The 17,154-nt window shown below is 38.0% G+C and carries 19 protein-coding genes and 1 other RNA gene; 8 read left to right on the top strand and 12 right to left on the bottom strand.

All coding sequences use genetic code 11. The features are described from left to right. Nucleotides 1-94 precede the first annotated feature (94 nt). On the top strand, nucleotides 95-1,909 hold the full coding sequence (locus AAG186_RS00275; RefSeq protein ID WP_342621738.1) for a sulfatase-like hydrolase/transferase: 1,815 nt from the start codon (nucleotides 95-97) through the stop codon (nucleotides 1,907-1,909). Nucleotides 1,910-1,918: 9 nt separating this feature from the next. Here the strand turns inward: AAG186_RS00275 and AAG186_RS00270 are convergent, their stop codons facing one another. Both AAG186_RS00270 and proB read right to left on the bottom strand, forming a co-directional pair. Continuing rightward, nucleotides 1,919-3,151, bottom strand: a complete 1,233-nt coding sequence (locus AAG186_RS00270; protein ID WP_342621736.1) for a glutamate-5-semialdehyde dehydrogenase — start codon at nucleotides 3,149-3,151, stop codon at nucleotides 1,919-1,921. Between the two features lie 8 nt (nucleotides 3,152-3,159). Then, the gene (gene proB / locus AAG186_RS00265) at nucleotides 3,160-3,990 is read right to left on the bottom strand and encodes a glutamate 5-kinase (protein ID WP_161636930.1); all 831 of its coding nucleotides are present in this window, start codon (nucleotides 3,988-3,990) and stop codon (nucleotides 3,160-3,162) included. Nucleotides 3,991-4,105: 115 nt separating this feature from the next. On the opposite strand from proB, the gene ssrA reads away from it, so the two are divergent. From ssrA to AAG186_RS00250, 3 genes are all read left to right on the top strand, one after another. Next, nucleotides 4,106-4,453: a transfer-messenger RNA gene (ssrA, locus tag AAG186_RS00260) on the top strand. Between the two features lie 125 nt (nucleotides 4,454-4,578). Continuing rightward, complete coding sequence (locus AAG186_RS00255) at nucleotides 4,579-4,974, top strand: hypothetical protein (protein WP_161636929.1); 396 nt, start codon at nucleotides 4,579-4,581, stop codon at nucleotides 4,972-4,974. A 10-nt stretch (nucleotides 4,975-4,984) separates the two neighbouring features. Further along, nucleotides 4,985-5,611 carry a hypothetical protein gene (locus AAG186_RS00250; RefSeq protein ID WP_200542949.1) on the top strand — a complete coding sequence of 209 codons (627 nt, stop codon included), beginning with the start codon at nucleotides 4,985-4,987 and terminating at the stop codon, nucleotides 5,609-5,611. A 46-nt stretch (nucleotides 5,612-5,657) separates the two neighbouring features. Here the strand turns inward: AAG186_RS00250 and AAG186_RS00245 are convergent, their stop codons facing one another. Further along, a complete protein-coding gene (locus AAG186_RS00245) occupies nucleotides 5,658-6,710 on the bottom strand; it encodes a G5 domain-containing protein (RefSeq protein WP_342621734.1) in 1,053 nt (350 codons plus the stop codon). A 211-nt stretch (nucleotides 6,711-6,921) separates the two neighbouring features. Here AAG186_RS00245 and AAG186_RS00240 point away from each other — a divergent pair, with 211 nt between their 5' ends. Continuing rightward, nucleotides 6,922-7,539 (top strand): HAD family hydrolase, encoded by a 618-nt coding sequence (locus tag AAG186_RS00240; protein WP_161636926.1) that lies wholly within the window; start codon nucleotides 6,922-6,924, stop codon nucleotides 7,537-7,539. After that, the gene (locus AAG186_RS00235) at nucleotides 7,539-8,513 is read left to right on the top strand and encodes a serine hydrolase domain-containing protein (protein WP_342621731.1); all 975 of its coding nucleotides are present in this window, start codon (nucleotides 7,539-7,541) and stop codon (nucleotides 8,511-8,513) included. The genes AAG186_RS00240 and AAG186_RS00235 overlap by 1 nt, the downstream gene beginning before the upstream one ends. Here AAG186_RS00235 and AAG186_RS00230 read toward each other — a convergent pair. The 6 genes from AAG186_RS00230 to AAG186_RS00205 all read right to left on the bottom strand — a co-directional run bounded on the left by AAG186_RS00230 (nucleotide 8,510) and on the right by AAG186_RS00205 (nucleotide 13,714). Continuing rightward, the gene (locus AAG186_RS00230; RefSeq protein WP_161636924.1) at nucleotides 8,510-9,064 is read right to left on the bottom strand and encodes a phosphatase PAP2 family protein; all 555 of its coding nucleotides are present in this window, start codon (nucleotides 9,062-9,064) and stop codon (nucleotides 8,510-8,512) included. The genes AAG186_RS00235 and AAG186_RS00230 overlap by 4 nt on opposite strands. Before the next feature lie 72 nt (nucleotides 9,065-9,136). Then, nucleotides 9,137-10,258, bottom strand: a complete 1,122-nt coding sequence (locus AAG186_RS00225) for a metal ABC transporter permease (protein WP_161636923.1) — start codon at nucleotides 10,256-10,258, stop codon at nucleotides 9,137-9,139. Continuing rightward, nucleotides 10,255-11,388 carry a metal ABC transporter permease gene (locus tag AAG186_RS00220; RefSeq protein ID WP_342621729.1) on the bottom strand — a complete coding sequence of 378 codons (1,134 nt, stop codon included), beginning with the start codon at nucleotides 11,386-11,388 and terminating at the stop codon, nucleotides 10,255-10,257. The genes AAG186_RS00225 and AAG186_RS00220 overlap by 4 nt, the downstream gene beginning before the upstream one ends. Next, a complete protein-coding gene (locus tag AAG186_RS00215; protein WP_125163846.1) occupies nucleotides 11,385-12,125 on the bottom strand; it encodes an ABC transporter ATP-binding protein in 741 nt (246 codons plus the stop codon). Before AAG186_RS00215 ends, AAG186_RS00220 begins: the two co-directional genes overlap by 4 nt. Before the next feature lie 19 nt (nucleotides 12,126-12,144). Next, nucleotides 12,145-13,059, bottom strand: coding sequence for a zinc ABC transporter substrate-binding protein (locus tag AAG186_RS00210; RefSeq protein WP_342621727.1), 915 nt, complete (start codon nucleotides 13,057-13,059; stop codon nucleotides 12,145-12,147). Between the two features lies 1 nt (nucleotide 13,060). Further along, complete coding sequence (locus tag AAG186_RS00205; protein ID WP_125163848.1) at nucleotides 13,061-13,714, bottom strand: metal-dependent transcriptional regulator; 654 nt, start codon at nucleotides 13,712-13,714, stop codon at nucleotides 13,061-13,063. Nucleotides 13,715-13,861: 147 nt separating this feature from the next. On the opposite strand from AAG186_RS00205, the gene AAG186_RS00200 reads away from it, so the two are divergent. Next, nucleotides 13,862-14,521 carry a metal-dependent hydrolase gene (locus AAG186_RS00200; protein WP_342621724.1) on the top strand — a complete coding sequence of 220 codons (660 nt, stop codon included), beginning with the start codon at nucleotides 13,862-13,864 and terminating at the stop codon, nucleotides 14,519-14,521. A gap of 98 nt (nucleotides 14,522-14,619) precedes the next feature. Then, nucleotides 14,620-15,093, top strand: a complete 474-nt coding sequence (locus AAG186_RS00195) for a hypothetical protein (protein ID WP_125163849.1) — start codon at nucleotides 14,620-14,622, stop codon at nucleotides 15,091-15,093. 29 nt (nucleotides 15,094-15,122) lie between these two features. Here the strand turns inward: AAG186_RS00195 and pyrE are convergent, their stop codons facing one another. From pyrE to pyrR, 3 genes are read right to left on the bottom strand one after another with little or no spacing between them, the layout of a single operon-like run. After that, nucleotides 15,123-15,749: an orotate phosphoribosyltransferase gene (pyrE, locus tag AAG186_RS00190; RefSeq protein ID WP_342621721.1), complete on the bottom strand. Its 627-nt coding sequence runs from the start codon at nucleotides 15,747-15,749 to the stop codon at nucleotides 15,123-15,125. After that, entirely contained in the window at nucleotides 15,746-16,435 is a 690-nt protein-coding gene (gene pyrF, locus AAG186_RS00185; RefSeq protein ID WP_342621719.1) for an orotidine-5'-phosphate decarboxylase, read from the bottom strand. The genes pyrE and pyrF overlap by 4 nt, the downstream gene beginning before the upstream one ends. Before the next feature lie 12 nt (nucleotides 16,436-16,447). Further along, complete coding sequence (gene pyrR / locus AAG186_RS00180) at nucleotides 16,448-16,957, bottom strand: bifunctional pyr operon transcriptional regulator/uracil phosphoribosyltransferase PyrR (RefSeq protein WP_342621717.1); 510 nt, start codon at nucleotides 16,955-16,957, stop codon at nucleotides 16,448-16,450. Between the last annotated feature and the right edge of the window lie 197 nt (nucleotides 16,958-17,154).

Here is a 17,154-nt window from a genome sequence, read left to right as displayed (position 1 = left end):
GAGCCAAAGGGCTCTTTTTCTATTTTCTAGACAATTTCATCTTGTGTGCTTTGGATTCCTATTGTATCCTTTGTTTAGATAGATTCGAGGTATCATGATGATTATACAAATAACGACATATTGTTTGATTGCTTTGTGTTTTGGTTTATTAAGCACGTATTTAATGAATCAGGAACATCAGAAACAATCCTTTTGGCTTAATCTTTTAGGTTATGGCATTCTTGTTAATGCTGTAACGATATTATTCATACGCTTTGGTTTGGAGAAGCCTCAAGTTTTATTAAGCAGTGCTTATACTTTAAGCTTTGCACTTAAGTTTGTGCTTGTTTCAATTCCTGTAGGATTACTCTTCATGTTTCTTCAAGCGATTATCAATAATACGATTATTTTTATTCCTGGAGAATATGTTCGTGCACGGAGTTACCGTATTGTAAATAGTATTCTTGTCATACTAATTGTGATCGGTGTTGCATTTTTCTTCTTTTCACGTTGGTTTACAGCTTTCTTTGGTGCACTCACACCTGAGCAGTTCATCTTTAACCTTATCTCACCAGTCAAAGGAACCGGAGATAGTGTTATGGTTCAATTATTAAAACCAATCGTAAAGACTGCTCTGGTTGCTATTATATTTGTTCTTGTCCTCTTAAACAAAAAGGACTTACATATTTTTAGAAAACACCGACGCGAAGTATTTACCGCTCAGCAATTGCGTACATCAACTTTAATCATTGGAATTGTAGTTGCTTTATTGGGGACTGTGTATGGCGTAAAACGATTACGACTGGATGAAGTCGCAACTTCAGTTGCAAGTAAATCTCCCTATATTGAGTCAAATTACGTCAAACCGAGCGATGATATACTTCATTTTCCAGAAAAAAAACGCAATCTAATTCATATTTATGTTGAATCTGTGGAGAACTCTTACCTACCTAAAGAATTAGGTGGACACATGGATGTGAATTTGATGCCAGAGATGACTGAACTTGCGAAAGAGGGGATGAGTTTTTCTCACAATGACACCTTTGGAGGACCCTATCAAACATATGGATCCGGATGGTCTGTCGCAGCAATGGTTAATATGGGAATGGGAATTCCTTTAAAAGTTCCAGCAGAAGGTCAAGACTACGGTAAATCGGGATATTTCTTACCGGGTGCTCGCGGTATTGGAGATATTCTTCATGATCAAGGATACGAACAAACCATTATGTTTGGGGCTGATGCTGATTTTGGAGGGCTTACAACTTACTTTACTTCTCACGGTGGGTTTAATATATTCGATTTAAACCATGCGCGAAGTGAGGGACTTATTCCGCAAGACTATCAAGTATGGTGGGGCTATGAGGATGATAAACTGTATCGCTTTGCAAAAGATGAAATAACACGTCTTTCCACAACTGGAAAACCGTTTAATTTCACCATGGAAACAGCCGATACACACTTTCCTGATGGCTACTTACAAGAAGGCGCACCCACACCACACGATTCTCAATATGCAAACGTAATTCAATTCTCACAAGCAGAAACTGTTAAGTTTGTTCGTTGGATTCAAGCGCAGCCCTTCTATAAAGACACAACCATTCTAATCACGGGTGATCACTTGAGTATGGATAAAAAATTCTTTGAGCATTTTGATCCGAGCTATCAACGCACGGTCTTTAACCTAATTCTCAATGCACCTCAAAAATCCGCAGAAACTCATAACCGTGCATTTTCCCCCGTTGATTTCTTCCCGACAACACTTTCCGCAATGGGTGTCGAGATCGAAGGCCACCGTCTTGGTTTGGGTACTGATTTGTTCTCAAAAGAACCAACACTGGTTGAACGTGATGGTCTTGAGACCTTTAATGCAGAACTATCTCGTAGAAGTACTTTCTATGATCGTTCTTTAATGACAACACTCGATAAATAATTAAAAGGGTCAGACACGTGTCTGACCCTTTCCTTTTACGATATATTTATACGATGTAAGCTGTTTTAAGCCCATAGGACCACGCGCATGCAACTTTTGAGTACTAATGCCTATCTCAGCCCCAAAACCAAACTGTGAGCCGTCTGTAAAGCGTGTTGATGCATTCACATACACTGTAGATGCATCCACTTCTTGCGTAAAGCGTTGAGCCGTTTGCTCATTATTTGTAATGATCGCTTCTGAATGCTTAGTATTATAGAAATTAATATGCGCAATCGCTTCTTCTAAAGAATCCACAACCTTAACCGACATTTCTAGATCCAAATACTCTTTTCTAAAATCATCCTCATCTGCGAGTACCATTGTATCCACAATTTCACACGCAACCAAATCCCCATGATAAACAACATGAGAAAGCTTATTCACTAATAAAGGTAAAAATGTTGGTGCAATATCTTTATGAACAACTAAAGACTCCATCGTATTGCACACACCCAATCTCTGACATTTCGCGTTTTCAATAATATCTAAAGCCATCGATACATCCGCATCGTGATCAACATAAATATGACAATTCCCTGCCCCCGTCTCAATAACGGGTATGGTACTGTTTTCCACAACGGCACGAATCAAGCCCGCGCTCCCTCGTGGAATCAAGACATCGATATATTTATTAAGTTTCATAAGTTGGGTCGTTACTTCACGACGTGTATCTTTAATAACTTGGACACAGTTGGGATTTATATTTAAATCCGTCAAGCTGTTACGAACAATTCGTTCAAGTTCTATATTGGTATGTATCGCTTCTTTTCCACCTTTTAATACAACCGCATTACCACTTTTAAAACATAAACCAAAAGCATCGACCGTTACATTGGGTCTTGATTCATAAATAATCCCAATAACACCCAGTGGTACGGATACTCTTTCAATGTACAATCCATTTTCAGGTTCTAAAACCTCTAAAACTTCACCAACTGGATCCTTTAACAGCGTAAGTTCATTTAGACCTTGTACCATCGCTTCAATGCGTGCTTGATTTAAAATTAAGCGATCACGCAATGCGCCAGTAATTCCATTTTGATCTGCCGCTTCCAAATCCAATTGATTCGCTTCGATAATTACATTAGCTTGTCCTAATAAATCATCGCCAATATGTTTAAGTGCTTTATTCTTCTGTTCTTGTGTCAGAAGTGCAAGCGAGCGCGATGCTTCTTTTGCGTTAATTCCAATTTCTTTCATCGTTCCTCCTACAAATAAGCTTCTAAATCAAATGATTCTGATTTATTTGCTTTAAAATAAGTTCCAACTACTTCCCCATCAAGAATTTGATGAAGTATATTCACGTCTTTCCCGTTTGCCAAGACCATATCTGCTCCGGAACTGGTTACAATGCGACCTGCATCAATCTTGGCACTCATGCCACCCGTACCAACAGCGGAAGAACTTGTTTCTTTCCCCATTTTCAGATGACGTTCATCAATTTTCTCCACATATTCGATGAGTCGCGCATCTTCATTTTGTGATGGATCATCCGTATAAAACCCATCAATATCCGAAAGAATAATAAGCAAATCCGCGTCAATCATCGCAAGTACAAACGCACTGAGATGGTCATTATCCCCAAACTCAATCTCATGAGTAGCTACGGTATCATTTTCATTCACAATCGGAATAACACCCATTTCTAAAAGTTCATGAAAAGTATTTTTGGCGTTGTTGCGACTTTCTTCTTTAAACATTGTATGTTTTGTAAGTAACACTTGCGCAACCACTTGATTGTACTCCGCAAACAATCGCTGATAGGTCATCATTAGCTTCGCTTGACCAATCGCGGCTAGTGCTTGCTTCTTGGCCATTTTATCGGGGATCTGAGATAGATTTAATGCCTTTCGACCAACTGCTTGTGCTCCAGAAGACACAAGCACAACTTCTTTACCTTGGCTTTTTAAGTCAGCCAAAACTCGGACGAGTTGCTCGAGTTTACGAAAATTTAAGTCTCCTGATTCTTTATGCGTAAGGGATGATGACCCTACTTTCACCACAATACGTTTTTTATCTCTTAAAACTTCTCTATTCATGATTTTGTCCCTCTATTTCTCCATCTATAATACACTATCTTGTATCTTTTAAAAAGTGCTTCGATAACGTCTAATTATTGTAGTTTTACGGAAATATTGTTATAATGGTGGTCCTGGGGATGTCATGGTTTCGACAGGATTTCGTTTGATTCGAATTGCAGTGGAGTTGCTACCTAATAGCTAAAAAAAATTAACTGGAAACAACAGTTTACAATTCGCTGCTTAATTAGCGTTTAACGCTGCAGCCTGATATCGGGCGTTTGGTCTTTGGGCAAACGATATCAACTCACTCACAAAGAATAAGGGCCAGCACTGCTCGGTGTATGCCACGAAAATTTTAGAGCACATCAAAGGAAGGTTTGTCTGGAGCTTGAACTTTGATTATTTAGAAACAGACTAAACTGTAGACATTCGAATGTGGAACACTTCTTGGACGCGAGTTCGACTCTCGCCATCTCCACCATATTAAATTTCAAACCACCTTCCAGTGGTTTTTTATTTTACCTCCCCACATTCCAAAATGTTCAAAATATGATACCGCAACATTTTGCTATTCAAATCCGTTATAATTGATGTAAAGGGGGAAACATGAAAAAAAATTCAAGAATCATCGTCTTTATTGTTTGTATCGGTGTTTTAGTCCTGATGGGTCTTCCCAATTACTTATCAAAAGGAAAACTCCAATCTATTGATCCAACACAGGTTGAATCAATCACTTACAAATCCAAAGAGACTGAAATCACTACTCACGATGCAAATCGTATTTTAGAGAGCATCACGCTCTTAAAATCTCTTGAACTAAAGGGTTCTACACGCCAGATATCACAGCCTGATACGAAGGATGATATGGAGCTCATATTTAAGGACAAAAATCACATGAAGCTTTCAGTCTTTGACGATAAGCTTGTTGTTGATCGAAAAGTCTATCGCATCGATCCCAACCACGCTACGAAACTCATAGACCATATTCAAACACAAAAATAAAGGAGAACTTATGACAAAGAAAAGTCTACTTCATAATTATTTACAAATTTTTATTATTTCAGTTTTCATCCTATTAATTCCATTTGCACTTGGATTTCTAGATTTTGGGGTCAACCCCTTCATCTCAGCAGTAATCCTGATTTTAATTGGACTGGTATCGATGCTCCTCCATGGTCTGGTGGAGATGGTTGTTTTCTTCAGTCGTCTTGAAGATGCGGAACTGAATTGGGACCTTGTAAAACAAGTTGCAGCGTATGTTGATTGGGGACGGGCACTCAAATTTTATTTACTTTCTGCGCTTGCAATTACAATTGGACTTGTTCTTTTACTTGTTCCTGGTATTTATATCGCAATTCCTTTATCAATTCTTAGTTTTGTGCTTGTGGATTTCCCAGACGATCATAATCTTTTTGAAAAGTGTTTTGAAATCAGCAAAGGATACCGTTTACGCATTTTCGGTTTTACCCTTGCCCTTGTCTTTATCCAATTTTTATTTAAAACACTCTTGGATTCAATATTTGGGCCAGGCACAGCGCAAGGAAATATACTTGACCATGCTCTGAGCCTGCTTCTTGCACCAATTTCCGTAAACTACTTTACAAACCTTTATCTTGAAGCTACCGGTCGTCTCGCATAAAACATAATAAAAGCGTATTTCTCAACATGAGAAGTACGCTTTTTTACTAGTATCCAAAGAGTTGTACTGCGTATGCATAACCATCTTCAATATAAACAGCTGTCGCTGTGTAATTAAAGTCGTTCATGATATTACTGTAATGTCCTGGAGAGTTCATCCATAAGTTCACTAAGAAATCCATATCAATACGACCGTATACAATGTTTTCACCATTGATATCATTTGCCATTGATAACACCGATTGCCCATTCGGACGAGTGTGTTCAAACAGAACAGAAATCTCTTTTGCTCTTATTTGAGCTGAATTATAAAGGCTATTTGACCAAGTTAAATTGCTTAAACCGTTAGCACGACGCTTTGCGTTAATGAGATTATAAACCTCAGTTGCATAACCATCACTCATTGATCCCCGTGCTTCATACGTTCCATTCACAATAATCTTATTAACAGGATGTTTAACGACTGAGGAACTTTTCACAGTCCATTCTGAATCCACACCATCCACAACCTTGACGCTGTAGACAATTTCTTTCTTGCCGTTTTCTCCATCACGTTGAACGTAACTTTCACCTTTATTCATTGATGCATCTTCGCGGTATTCCTCAGAAAATGCAATGGATTCATAATCTTTCGCTTCACGATAGGTTACCGTTGGTTCCTTCTTCTCAGACGGTTTCTCTTGTTTTTTCTCAGATTCTTTTTTCACTTCGTTTTTAGTTTCTTTAGATGCTTCTGATTTCGATTCTTTTTTGGAATCTTTTTTTGTGTCTTTTTTTGAATCCTTTTTTGCGTCAGTCTCTTTTTTCGATGCTTCTTTTTGTTCCTTCAAAACATCCGTTATTTTCTGATCGCCGTCTTTATCATCCAATAATGTAAATGGAACTCTGACTTCCTTCTCATCAACCATAAAGACCATGTTTCCATCTTTATCAACCTTGACTTCATTATTTTCAGTAACATCCAAACCATGTTTTTTAAGAAGTTCCACGTCTTTTGTTGTTAGGGTTTTAGCTTCAAGTGTTTCCTCAGATTTTGTCTTTGCGCCACAACCTGTTAGTAATACAATACATAATAATAATAAGGTAATTCGTTTTTTCATAAGTATCGACTCCATTCCTAGTTTATTATACGTTACAAATAATAGGAATTCACCCCACTCCTTTCTCACATTTTTCATAGTGTTTCGCTTTTGATGAACAAAAATCACGTTTTCGATACATTTTCGTTCTTTTTGATTTCAAATCGTTCATTATTTGTCCAAACTCCCGTATCCTAAATCATGTATAATAGAATAAAAAGTGAGGAAGCTTATGAACTATGATGCAGTTATCTACGATCTCGATGGGACGGTCGTAAACACATTTGACATGAACCTTTACCCATTAATGAAAATTGTTGAAGAGGAGCTCGGAATTCATATGACTTATGATGAATTGATTCACTTAACATGTTATGACGGGCATGGTGTTTTAAAAGCATTAGGCATTTCGACAGATGTCTATCCACGTTGGGTTCAATATGTGAATGAATATCCACATCCTGCAACGTTGTTTGACGGTATTGAATTTGTACTCGAATCTCTTGATGGCATCGTTAAGCAAGGTGTCGCGTCATCAAAACGTCGCTTACAGTATGATATTGATGTGGTGGAAAACGGAATGGATGGTTATTTTAACGCTGTTGTGTTATCCGGAGATACACAACATCATAAACCACACCCCGAACCCCTTCTTGTCTGTGCAGAAATGCTTGATATCACGCCCAACCGCGCTTTATATGTTGGAGATAGTATTTTTGATTATCAAGCTGCTAAGGCCGCTGGAATGGCTTTTGGACTGGCAAGTTGGGGTAATGTTTCGATGGAAGGAATGGATGAAATTGATTTTGTTCTTGAAACACCCGCTGACATCCTCAAAGCAGTATTCTAATGGATCTGTTTATGAATCAAGCACATCAACTCGTCGATGATGGATATGTCAGTGGACTTGCCTTTGCCGTCTATGAAAATGGCATCTGGACCGAGACGATTTATGGCACCACAACATTTGAAGGTCAAAAACTTGAAGAAACGCACCAATTTGATGTGGCATCAATCACCAAATTATTCACAACAACGCGCATCCTTCAACTTTGCGATGAAAAAGTACTCTCCTTGGATGAACCCATCCAAACATACATTAACGATTTTAAAAATCCTGAAATTACCATATCACACTGTTTGCTTCATCGTTCAGGTTTGGCTCCAAGTGTTAAAGGACGTTCTGAAATGAACCGTGAACAAATTTACTTAAGCGTGATGAATTGTGACGATCTCATCAATGCCCCAAATCAAGAAACCATTTACTCTTGTATTAATTTTTTAATCCTTGGATACCTTATTGAAGCAGTAGACACCGATTTGAACCAGAGCTTCTCTAAATCTATTTTTAATCCCCTCGAGATGACGAACACAACATTTAATCCGAGACAGACTGAACGGTGTATTCCCACGGAGTTAACGGAAAAATATGGCCTACTCCAAGGTGTTGTCCACGACGAAACGGCGCGAAATTGTGGGGGCATTGCTGGCAATGCCGGTCTTTTTTCTACATTACCCGACCTAAAACGATTTATGGAAGCAATGCTTACTTCCGATTCTCGCCTTTTATCATCAAAATCCTATGAGCAAATTCGAAGCACAAATATTAATTCGCGTTCGTACGGTTGGAACCGATACGTCTATAACGATATCGATGCCTGTTATCATACTGGATTCACAGGACCGCTTCTTGTTTTTCATGATAATCGAGCCATGATATTACTTGCTCATCGCGTTCATCCAACTCGTGAAGATCATGGTTATCTGCAAAAGCGCGAAGCGCTCATGCAAACGTTTCTTGTAAAAAAAAGAAATAGCCTTTAAGGAGCTATTTCTTTTTTTATACCTATTTTAATTAGAATTGAATTCATGATTTTAAAGAGTTCATCCTGATATTTCGTAACCTCATATGCGATTAGAATACCCAACAACGTCCCTACCAAAACATCCGATGGATAATGAACATAAGCATAAAGCCTTGAAAATGCCATGAGAATCGCTAAAGTGAGATAAATAGGCTTGTATTTAATATGATTAAAGTACAGAATCATTGCAACCGCAAATGAACTGGCTGCATGGCCTGAAGGAAAGGACGATCCTCTCGGAACCGAGATGATTAAATCTACGGGATTAGCGTAAAAAGGTCGAGGACGCATGACTATTGGTTTAATAATGCCGCTAATTAAGACCACTTCTATCGCAAGCGCAATGAGCCCTAAAATTGCGATTTTACGTGTTTTTTTCATTATAAATAAGATTATTAAAATGATAAACCAAATCTCACCATGATCACCCAATGATGTAAAGAGCGCAAAAAAACGATCCAACATCGGTGTGCGCAAAGTCTGTATCCAGTTTAAGATTGATAGTTCCATATTTATCACCCTATTCATCATACCAAATCCGAATTATAAAGTGTGGATTCTGACATAAAAAAACCGCTATTTCTAGCGGTCAAAGATTGTTTCAGCATGATTGATACTTACTTCACGGCCCAAGTCCGTTAATTTAATGATATCTCGATCAATCGTAACATACTTTTTCATTTCTAAACTTTCAATAATTTTTTGTATCTTTGTTTGAGACCAGTTGAGGTGTTCATAAATACTCCATACACCCGCTTCTTCTGCTTCTACTTCACTTTCTTCGTGATTAAACAGATGGAAGAGAACTGTAAGTTCAGCAAATTCGCTTTTTTGTTGGTGACGGCGAATTTTATTTGAAATTAAACCCTCTCGTGGCGAGAAGAGAAATACGATACCAAATGAGATTCCTGTCATCAGTGCCATACTTCCAGCTATTGAAACGTCAAAGTGACTTGCGAATTGATAACCCGTAATGGCATTAAAGATTGCGAACCCAGAACTAATAAGAATCAATTTAACTAAGTCATGTGTCAATAAGAATGCTGTGATTGGAGGTCCAATCATAAATGCGATAACAAGCACCGATCCAACGGCATTAAATGCACCGACAGCCGTTACTGAAATAAGCGTCATTAACGCATAATGTAGGAGTACAGGCGCAAAGCCCAGTGTTGCGGCAAGAAGTGGATCAAAACTTGTAAGTTTTAGTTCTTTAAAGAATATTAGTACAAAGAGTAAATCAACAACGAGTATAACCGACATCGTAACTAAACTCTTTGGCAACTCCATCCCAAGAACGAGCATTGTATCAAATGGCGCGAAAGCAATTTCACCCAATAATACTGCATCGGTATCTAAGTGTACCGAACCTGCATATCGCGTAATTAAGATAATTGCGATACTAAAGAGCAGTGGAAATACAACACCAATTGAGGATTCTTCTGAAAGAAGACGCGTACTTTGCAACATCTCAATGAGGTATACGGTGAGTACACCTGTAATGGATGCTCCTAAGATAAGGATTGGGGAGTTAAAATCATGTGTTATAAAGAATCCGATAACGATCCCCAATAAAATCGTATGCGTAATTGCATCACTCATCATCGCCATTTTTTTAAGAACTAAGAATACACCGAGTAATGAACAGGATAAAGCGACGACAACCGCAATCATCATGATTTGCATTGGAATTGATATTGTCATAACTGATCACCTCGATTTTGTTCGTATTCTAATTTCGCAACACGCGTTAACTTAAAGTACATTGAGTCATCAACCCGTTCGACCATATGTCGTTTCTTGAGATTGTTGAAGAGACGATCAAACGATTTTCCTTCACGATGATGATCAATAATACATGCTTCTTGTAATTGCTCTTTTGTAAACTGTGCATCAATATCAAGCAATTGATGTGTCAATAGATTAATAATTGCCATATCTGCTTCAAATGCTTGTTTTGCACCGTGTTGACGGAGACCTTTGTTAATAATTCCACGTCCAGGAGCAAATAGAAGACTTACAATTACAATACTGCTTGCAATCACGACAATCGCAGGACCTGTAGGAAATTTATTTATGAGAGAACTTACGATGGTTCCTCCAAGACCTGAAATTGCACCAAATACTGCAGCAAGAATTGTCATTCCTGTTAAGGATCGGGTCCATTGTCGAGCAGCAACTGCAGGTGCAATAATAAGTGCTGACATTAAGACAACCCCTACCATCTGTATTCCCATAATAATTGCAGCGACAATAAATCCAGATAATACAATATTAAGAAACTGTGTGGATAACCCAATTGAATGCGCATAAATCGGATCAAATGAGAACACCTTAATTTCTTTCCATAATAAGATCATAAGAACAACCACAACAAGAGTTACCCCTATTACAAAGTAAACATCTCTTTGTAGAATTGTGGCCGCTTGACCAAATAGAAATCGTTCCAAACCAGCTTGTTGTGAATCCGGCATTTTTTGAATATGAGTAAGAAGAATAAATCCTACACCAAAGAATACCGACATCACAAGTGCCATTGCACTCTCGAAATTTATTCGAGTGTTGTTTGAGATTGAGTTAATAATTAACGTTGCAAGAAGACCTGCAATAAGGGCACCTAGAAGCAATATCTCTGTATTTTTAGTTCCGGTCATAATAAATGACACCGTAATCCCAGCTAATGCTGAGTGAGCAATACTGTCTCCAAGTAAACTTTGTTTTCGAAGTACCGCAAATGTTCCAGTAACTCCGGTAAGAATTCCTAACGCAATCGATCCAAGTGCAACGATTTGAAATGTATAGTTACTAAACAAATCGATAATTGCATTCATCATGATTTTACAATACCTCCTACATCTGTATGGTAGGTAAGTTTTAGGTTTTCTTGAGTAAAGGTATTTTGAACAGGACCCCACGCAACAAGTTTTACATTAACAAGTGCTATGTTATCAAAATAACCTTCAATGCTTGTTAGGTCGTGATGCACAACAATTACCGTTTTACCTGCTGCCGCAAGTTCTTTGAGCAATGTCATCAAGATTTCTTCTGTCTTAACATCTACCCCTTTTAAAGGCTCATCTAAGATATAAATCTCAGCTTGTTGTGTTAATGCACGAGCAAGGAAAACACGTTGTTGTTGTCCACCTGAGAGTTGACTAATTTGTCGATCCCGATAAGCACTCATTCCAACACGTTCGAGCATCTCATTTGCGATTTCACGGTCTTCTTTACGTGGGCGTTTAATCCATCCAATATGACCATAACGTCCCATCAAAACGATGTCTTCCACGGTAGCGGGAAAATCCCAGTCAACACTTCCGCTTTGAGGTACATAAGCGATATTCTTATATTCATCCTTTTGATGCTGTCCATTTATTGTTATTTTTCCAGAAATAGGTTTTAAAAGACCCATAATCGCCTTAATCATAGTCGATTTCCCTGCACCGTTAGGTCCAACAATTGCGGTCAATTTCCCCTTTTCAAATTTTACATCACAATCCCATAGAACAGGTTTAACGTCATAAGTGACCGTCAAATCTTCAACTTCGATTGCATATTCCTTCTCTGCCATATTCACACTCCCTTTTCTTTTATTTTAAGTTGTCTACAATTGTATCAACATTAATTTTATACGTCTCGATATAGCTCGCATCTTCTTTTAAGGAGTCCGAATAAATTTCTCCACCAATTGAAACATCAAAACCACGGTCTTTTACTGCTGCTTGTAACGATTCAATTGTTTTCTTAGGTACGCTTGATTCTGTATAAATTGCTTTAATTTTTCGATCAACAATCAAGTCTGAAACTTTATTGATATCTGCGATACCCGCTTCAGATTGTGTTGAAATCCCTTGGATTGCTTCCACATGAACACCAAAGTATCGACCAAAGTATGCGAACGCATCATGGGCTGTAACTAATACACGTTGTTGTTCTGGAATCTCAGCAATACGATTTTTAATATAAGTATCCATATCTGATAATTCAGATACATATTGTGTTGCATTATTTTGGTAATAATCTTTGTTCTCTGCATCAAATGCTGATAATTTATCCGCTACATGTTGTGCACTTTTTTTCCAAAGATTTACGTCAAACCAAATGTGTGGGTCATGACCCCCTTGTTCTTCATCATTAATGATGTCACTTGGTACAAGTGCATCTTCAAGTTTAATAATGTTTTTACCAGATCCTTCAAGACCCGATAGAACATCATCCAATTTAGCTTCAAGATGAACACCATTAAATGCTACAACGTCCGCTTCTTGGATTGCTTTAACATCACTTGGCTTTGCTTTATACAAGTGAGGGTCAACACCAGCAACCATCATTCCACTAACGGTTACCTTATCTCCACCAATAATTTCCACCAGGTCTTTAATCATTGTTGTTGTCGCAACAACATTAAGTTTCCCCTCTTTTTCAGTCGATGGTTTATCGGGTGCGGATTTACATCCTGTTAATACTAAGAGTGAAACAAGTAAAACTGCTAATATTTTTTTCATACTATTCCTCGCTATCTAATATTACGTAGATTTCTTGTGATGCCTTATGACTTACCGGAACATGACGATTGTCGATCAAGATATGGTGGGGTCCCTCATATGGATCAACTTCCACAACTTCAAACGTTGCACCTAAATTTAATTTCACATGTTCTAAATAATTTAAGAGTTCTTCGTGATCACGTACTTTCGCTAGCACACCACGTTGGCCTTTTTTTAATGAACTTAATGGGACTGACAGATTCGTATCTGCCGTCGCATTTCCATAAATCCGACTTCCGTGAGGACAGTGTTCTGGAAAACCTAGAAATTCATTTAACCGATCTGCAAGGAGTTCTGAAGTACCATGTTCAAGAACTTCCGCATCTTCGTGAACTTCAGTCCATGAATAACCAAGATGCTCTACAAGAAATACTTCCCAAAGACGATGCTTACGAACTAACGTTTTGGCTTCATTTGTTCCCTTTTCCGTTAAAGATAATCCAAGTTGTTTATCTTTAACGACATGATCTGATTCAATAAGCTTTCGAACCATCTCACTTGTTGAAGCAGGAGAAACGCCTAATCGTTCCGCAAGTTCTTTATTGGTTAGCTTTTCATTTTTTTCATTACATGAGTAAATTGTTTTAATATAATCTTCACGATTCGGTGTCATTGCATACCTCTTTCTAATAATTAGGCTTACCTAATTCATTAGTAGTATACACCTAACCTCTATGTTATGCAACCCATTATCCATCATTTTCCTTTCACACACCTTACACACAGTCCCGTGTTACACTAAGATAAAGGAGGTCTTTCTATGAAATATATTTGGCACGGGCATTCATGTTTTGAAATTATTTGTAACAACAATCGTATGATTATTGATCCATTTATTACAGGAAATCCTTTAAGCACGACCGATATCACTGAGATATCCGTGGATGCGATTCTCATAACGCACGCACATGAAGATCACGTGGGTGATGCAGCCCGAATCGCGAAACAAAATAACGCCCCGATTATTTGTATCGTAGAGCTTGCGAATTACTTCGAGGAAGAAGGGCTTGAAACCATTGGGATGAACTTGGGTGGAACGTATCGTCTTCCCTTTGCGTCCATAAAAATGACGCCTGCCCTCCATTCTTCATCTTATAAAGGAAAGGAACTAGGTGTCGCTGCTGGATTTGTCATCGATGATGGGACTTCTCGTTTCTATCATGCGGGAGATACCGCACTATTTAGTGATATGGAACTTATCGGTCCAGTTGACATCGCATGCCTTCCCATTGGAGATCACTTTACGATGGGTATTGAGGATGCAGCTCATGCTACCCACTTTATTTCATCCCAGTACTATATACCTATGCACTATAATACCTTTCCCCTCATTCAAGCGGATCCAGAATTGTTTAAACTAAAATGCTCCCCCAAAAAAGTTATGATCCCCAAAATAGGCGAAATATATCACGTAAACTGACATCTAAGCGTGGTTTTGTTGTATATAGAATGTTTTCGCTCTTTCAGTATTGTTTAGTAAACATAGAGGAGTATAATAAAAATAAAGGAGTGATAATTATGTTACAGGAAAGAATTAATCGTGTTATTAATAATCATCAAATGAGTTGCGAACACCGCAGTCATTACCTCTATATCTTAAAAGGATTTAATGTTGTCCTTGATCGATTTACGGTTCCCGTTGAAAATTTAGATATCAATCGTATTGAAGAACAAAAAAACTTCTACATTAAATATGAGGAAGCGATGACCCTAGGAGATGGCATCATCAAACGACTTAAAGATAATAACTATGATATTTGGATTGTTGAATTTAACCTTTTTGAAGGGGCTTATCTTGCAAAACGGGTTCTTTCAGATTATCTTGAAGCAACACCACTTGATGATTTCTATCTCGTTCAATATCCTGATCTTTCATGGGTGGAAACGCATAAAACGATTGCGATTTTCAACACTGATAATCCCCTCAAGGGAATTTCTGACATGCCATTGGATAATGATGCCCGTCTTGATTTGTTTAAATCTATGAAATAAAAAACTTAGTATAAAATATACTAAGTTTTTTATTTAAATGAAGATGGATTTTCAGCCCAAGCTTGGAGTAATGATAGGTTTTCGTCCGTTATCGCTTCCATTTCCCGTGCTACTTGAATCAATGTTGAGTAATTGGACAAAGTATGTAACGTGATTTTTGCTTCATTGAAAGCCACTAGAGCTTTTTGGAGCTCATAAGTAAAGACCGCATAAACACAAAGAACTTCAATTCCTTCATCTTTCAATGCATCACAAACCTTGATACAACTTCCCCCAGTTGAAATCAAGTCTTCGATAACGATAACTTTTGAACCTTTTGGAATCATCCCTTCAATTTGTTTCACTTTCCCATGATCTTTCGGTTTAGGTCGAACATAAGCCATGGGTTTGTCTAATAAATCTGCGACCCAACATGCTTGTGGAATTCCAGCAGTTGCAGTTCCAACAATATAATCTACCTCTGGATACGTTTCACGAATTGCTTTTGCAAAGGCTTCCGCAATATATTTTCGAACATGAGGATAACTCATTGTGATTCGGTTATCACAATATATTGGACTCTTTATTCCACTTGCCCATGTATAAAGATTATCTGGACTTAAGGTTACAGCTTCTACTTCAAGAAGATATTGTGCTATTTTTTTAGATGTATTCATGATGCGACCTCCCATTCTGCAACAATCTGTTCATATGCTAAGACAGGATCTTCGGCTTGCGTAATAGGTCTTCCCACAACAATATAGCTTGAACCATTTGCACGCGCTTGAGCAGGCGTCGTTACCCTTTTTTGATCTCCTTTATCAGCAGCGTTTGGTCTAATGCCCGGTGTAACGGTTAAAAAGTCATTTCCCAAAGTTTCACGAATCAGTTTGGATTCGAGTGGAGAACACACCACACCATCAAGTCCAGCACTCTGTGTTAGCTCAGCATAGTGCAGTACCGAATCGTTTAAAGATGCATGGACAAGTTGTTCTTGTTGCATTTGGAATTCCGATGTTGATGTTAATTGTGTTACCGCAATTAATACACCCTCATCACCAAACCCATGTCGTGCCGCCTCCATCATTTCAAGACCGCCCGCTGCATGAACATTCGTCATGTCAACACCCATTGTTTTTAAGCGACGCATGGTTCGCTCAACAGTATTGGGGATGTCGTGGAGTTTAAGATCTAAGAAAATTTTATGTCCTCTTTTTTTAATCTCATGAATAATAGAGGGACCATTTTGATAATACAGCTCCATTCCCACTTTCACAAAGAGGTTCTTACCCTCGAATAAATCTAAAAATGCTAATGCAGCGTCCGTTCCATCAAAATCTAATGCAATAATTACGTTTTCCATTATATTCTCCTTTTACGTAGTTTCAAGTACAACTCTATCAATTCCATCCGTCTCAATCGTCTGAACATAAATTCGTTCTTTCTGAGAGCTTGGAATGTTTTTACCAATAAAGTCTGCACTAATAGGTAACTCGCGATGGCCTCGATCTATAAGTACAGCGAGAGAAATTGAAGAAGGACGACCTAAATCAATAATCGCATCCATCGATGATCGAACACTTCTTCCTGTAAATAAAACATCGTCCACAATAACCACGTGTTTTTGTGTTAAAACATCAGATCGTTCAAAGATTTGTTTTGAGCGTACATCATCACGATAATCATGAATATTTAAACTCAGACATGCAACAGGTCCTTCAATACTTTCAAGTTTTTTCTGTATTCGAGATGCGATATCGATACCTCGTGTTTCAATTCCCACAAGTACGATATTTTCAATGCCTTGATAACATTCTATAATTTCAAATGCAATACGGTTAATTGCACGTTGTATTTCCTCTTGATTCATAATCATTTTTGTCATAATTTCCCTCCAATCATAGAAAAGAGCCCCTTCTCGCGCACGAAAAGAGGCTCATCATTTGATGAAGTGGTTGTTTCTCTTTCCTTGCTTGCCTCTCTGGACAATTTTAAAGGTTCCTATTTCTTACTAATCATATGCGTTTATGCGTTAACTGTCAACTCTTTAACATAATAACCGTGTCAGTCAACAGTTTGTGT

The organism is Erysipelothrix sp. P66, assembly GCF_038682365.1.
GTDB classification, from domain to species: domain Bacteria; phylum Bacillota_I; class Bacilli_A; order Erysipelotrichales; family Erysipelotrichaceae; genus Erysipelothrix; species Erysipelothrix piscisicarius.
The sequence above is the reverse complement of the archived record's forward strand: the minus strand, read 5'-3'. Positions and strand labels throughout refer to the sequence as shown.

Excerpts from the sequence above, each read along its gene's own strand:
- AAG186_RS00275 (WP_342621738.1), top strand. The coding sequence starts at position 95 with ATGATGATTATACAAATAACGACATATTGTTTGATTGCTTTGTGTTTT.
- AAG186_RS00270 (WP_342621736.1), bottom strand. The coding sequence starts at position 3,151 with ATGAAAGAAATTGGAATTAACGCAAAAGAAGCATCGCGCTCGCTTGCA.
- proB (WP_161636930.1), bottom strand. The coding sequence starts at position 3,990 with ATGAATAGAGAAGTTTTAAGAGATAAAAAACGTATTGTGGTGAAAGTA.
- AAG186_RS00255 (WP_161636929.1), top strand. The coding sequence starts at position 4,579 with ATGAAAAAAAATTCAAGAATCATCGTCTTTATTGTTTGTATCGGTGTT.
- AAG186_RS00250 (WP_200542949.1), top strand. The coding sequence starts at position 4,985 with ATGACAAAGAAAAGTCTACTTCATAATTATTTACAAATTTTTATTATT.
- AAG186_RS00245 (WP_342621734.1), bottom strand. The coding sequence starts at position 6,710 with ATGAAAAAACGAATTACCTTATTATTATTATGTATTGTATTACTAACA.
- AAG186_RS00240 (WP_161636926.1), top strand. The coding sequence starts at position 6,922 with ATGAACTATGATGCAGTTATCTACGATCTCGATGGGACGGTCGTAAAC.
- AAG186_RS00235 (WP_342621731.1), top strand. The coding sequence starts at position 7,539 with ATGGATCTGTTTATGAATCAAGCACATCAACTCGTCGATGATGGATAT.
- AAG186_RS00230 (WP_161636924.1), bottom strand. The coding sequence starts at position 9,064 with ATGGAACTATCAATCTTAAACTGGATACAGACTTTGCGCACACCGATG.
- AAG186_RS00225 (WP_161636923.1), bottom strand. The coding sequence starts at position 10,258 with ATGACAATATCAATTCCAATGCAAATCATGATGATTGCGGTTGTCGTC.
- AAG186_RS00220 (WP_342621729.1), bottom strand. The coding sequence starts at position 11,388 with ATGATGAATGCAATTATCGATTTGTTTAGTAACTATACATTTCAAATC.
- AAG186_RS00215 (WP_125163846.1), bottom strand. The coding sequence starts at position 12,125 with ATGGCAGAGAAGGAATATGCAATCGAAGTTGAAGATTTGACGGTCACT.
- AAG186_RS00210 (WP_342621727.1), bottom strand. The coding sequence starts at position 13,059 with ATGAAAAAAATATTAGCAGTTTTACTTGTTTCACTCTTAGTATTAACA.
- AAG186_RS00205 (WP_125163848.1), bottom strand. The coding sequence starts at position 13,714 with ATGACACCGAATCGTGAAGATTATATTAAAACAATTTACTCATGTAAT.
- AAG186_RS00200 (WP_342621724.1), top strand. The coding sequence starts at position 13,862 with ATGAAATATATTTGGCACGGGCATTCATGTTTTGAAATTATTTGTAAC.
- AAG186_RS00195 (WP_125163849.1), top strand. The coding sequence starts at position 14,620 with ATGTTACAGGAAAGAATTAATCGTGTTATTAATAATCATCAAATGAGT.
- pyrE (WP_342621721.1), bottom strand. The coding sequence starts at position 15,749 with ATGAATACATCTAAAAAAATAGCACAATATCTTCTTGAAGTAGAAGCT.
- pyrF (WP_342621719.1), bottom strand. The coding sequence starts at position 16,435 with ATGGAAAACGTAATTATTGCATTAGATTTTGATGGAACGGACGCTGCA.
- pyrR (WP_342621717.1), bottom strand. The coding sequence starts at position 16,957 with ATGACAAAAATGATTATGAATCAAGAGGAAATACAACGTGCAATTAAC.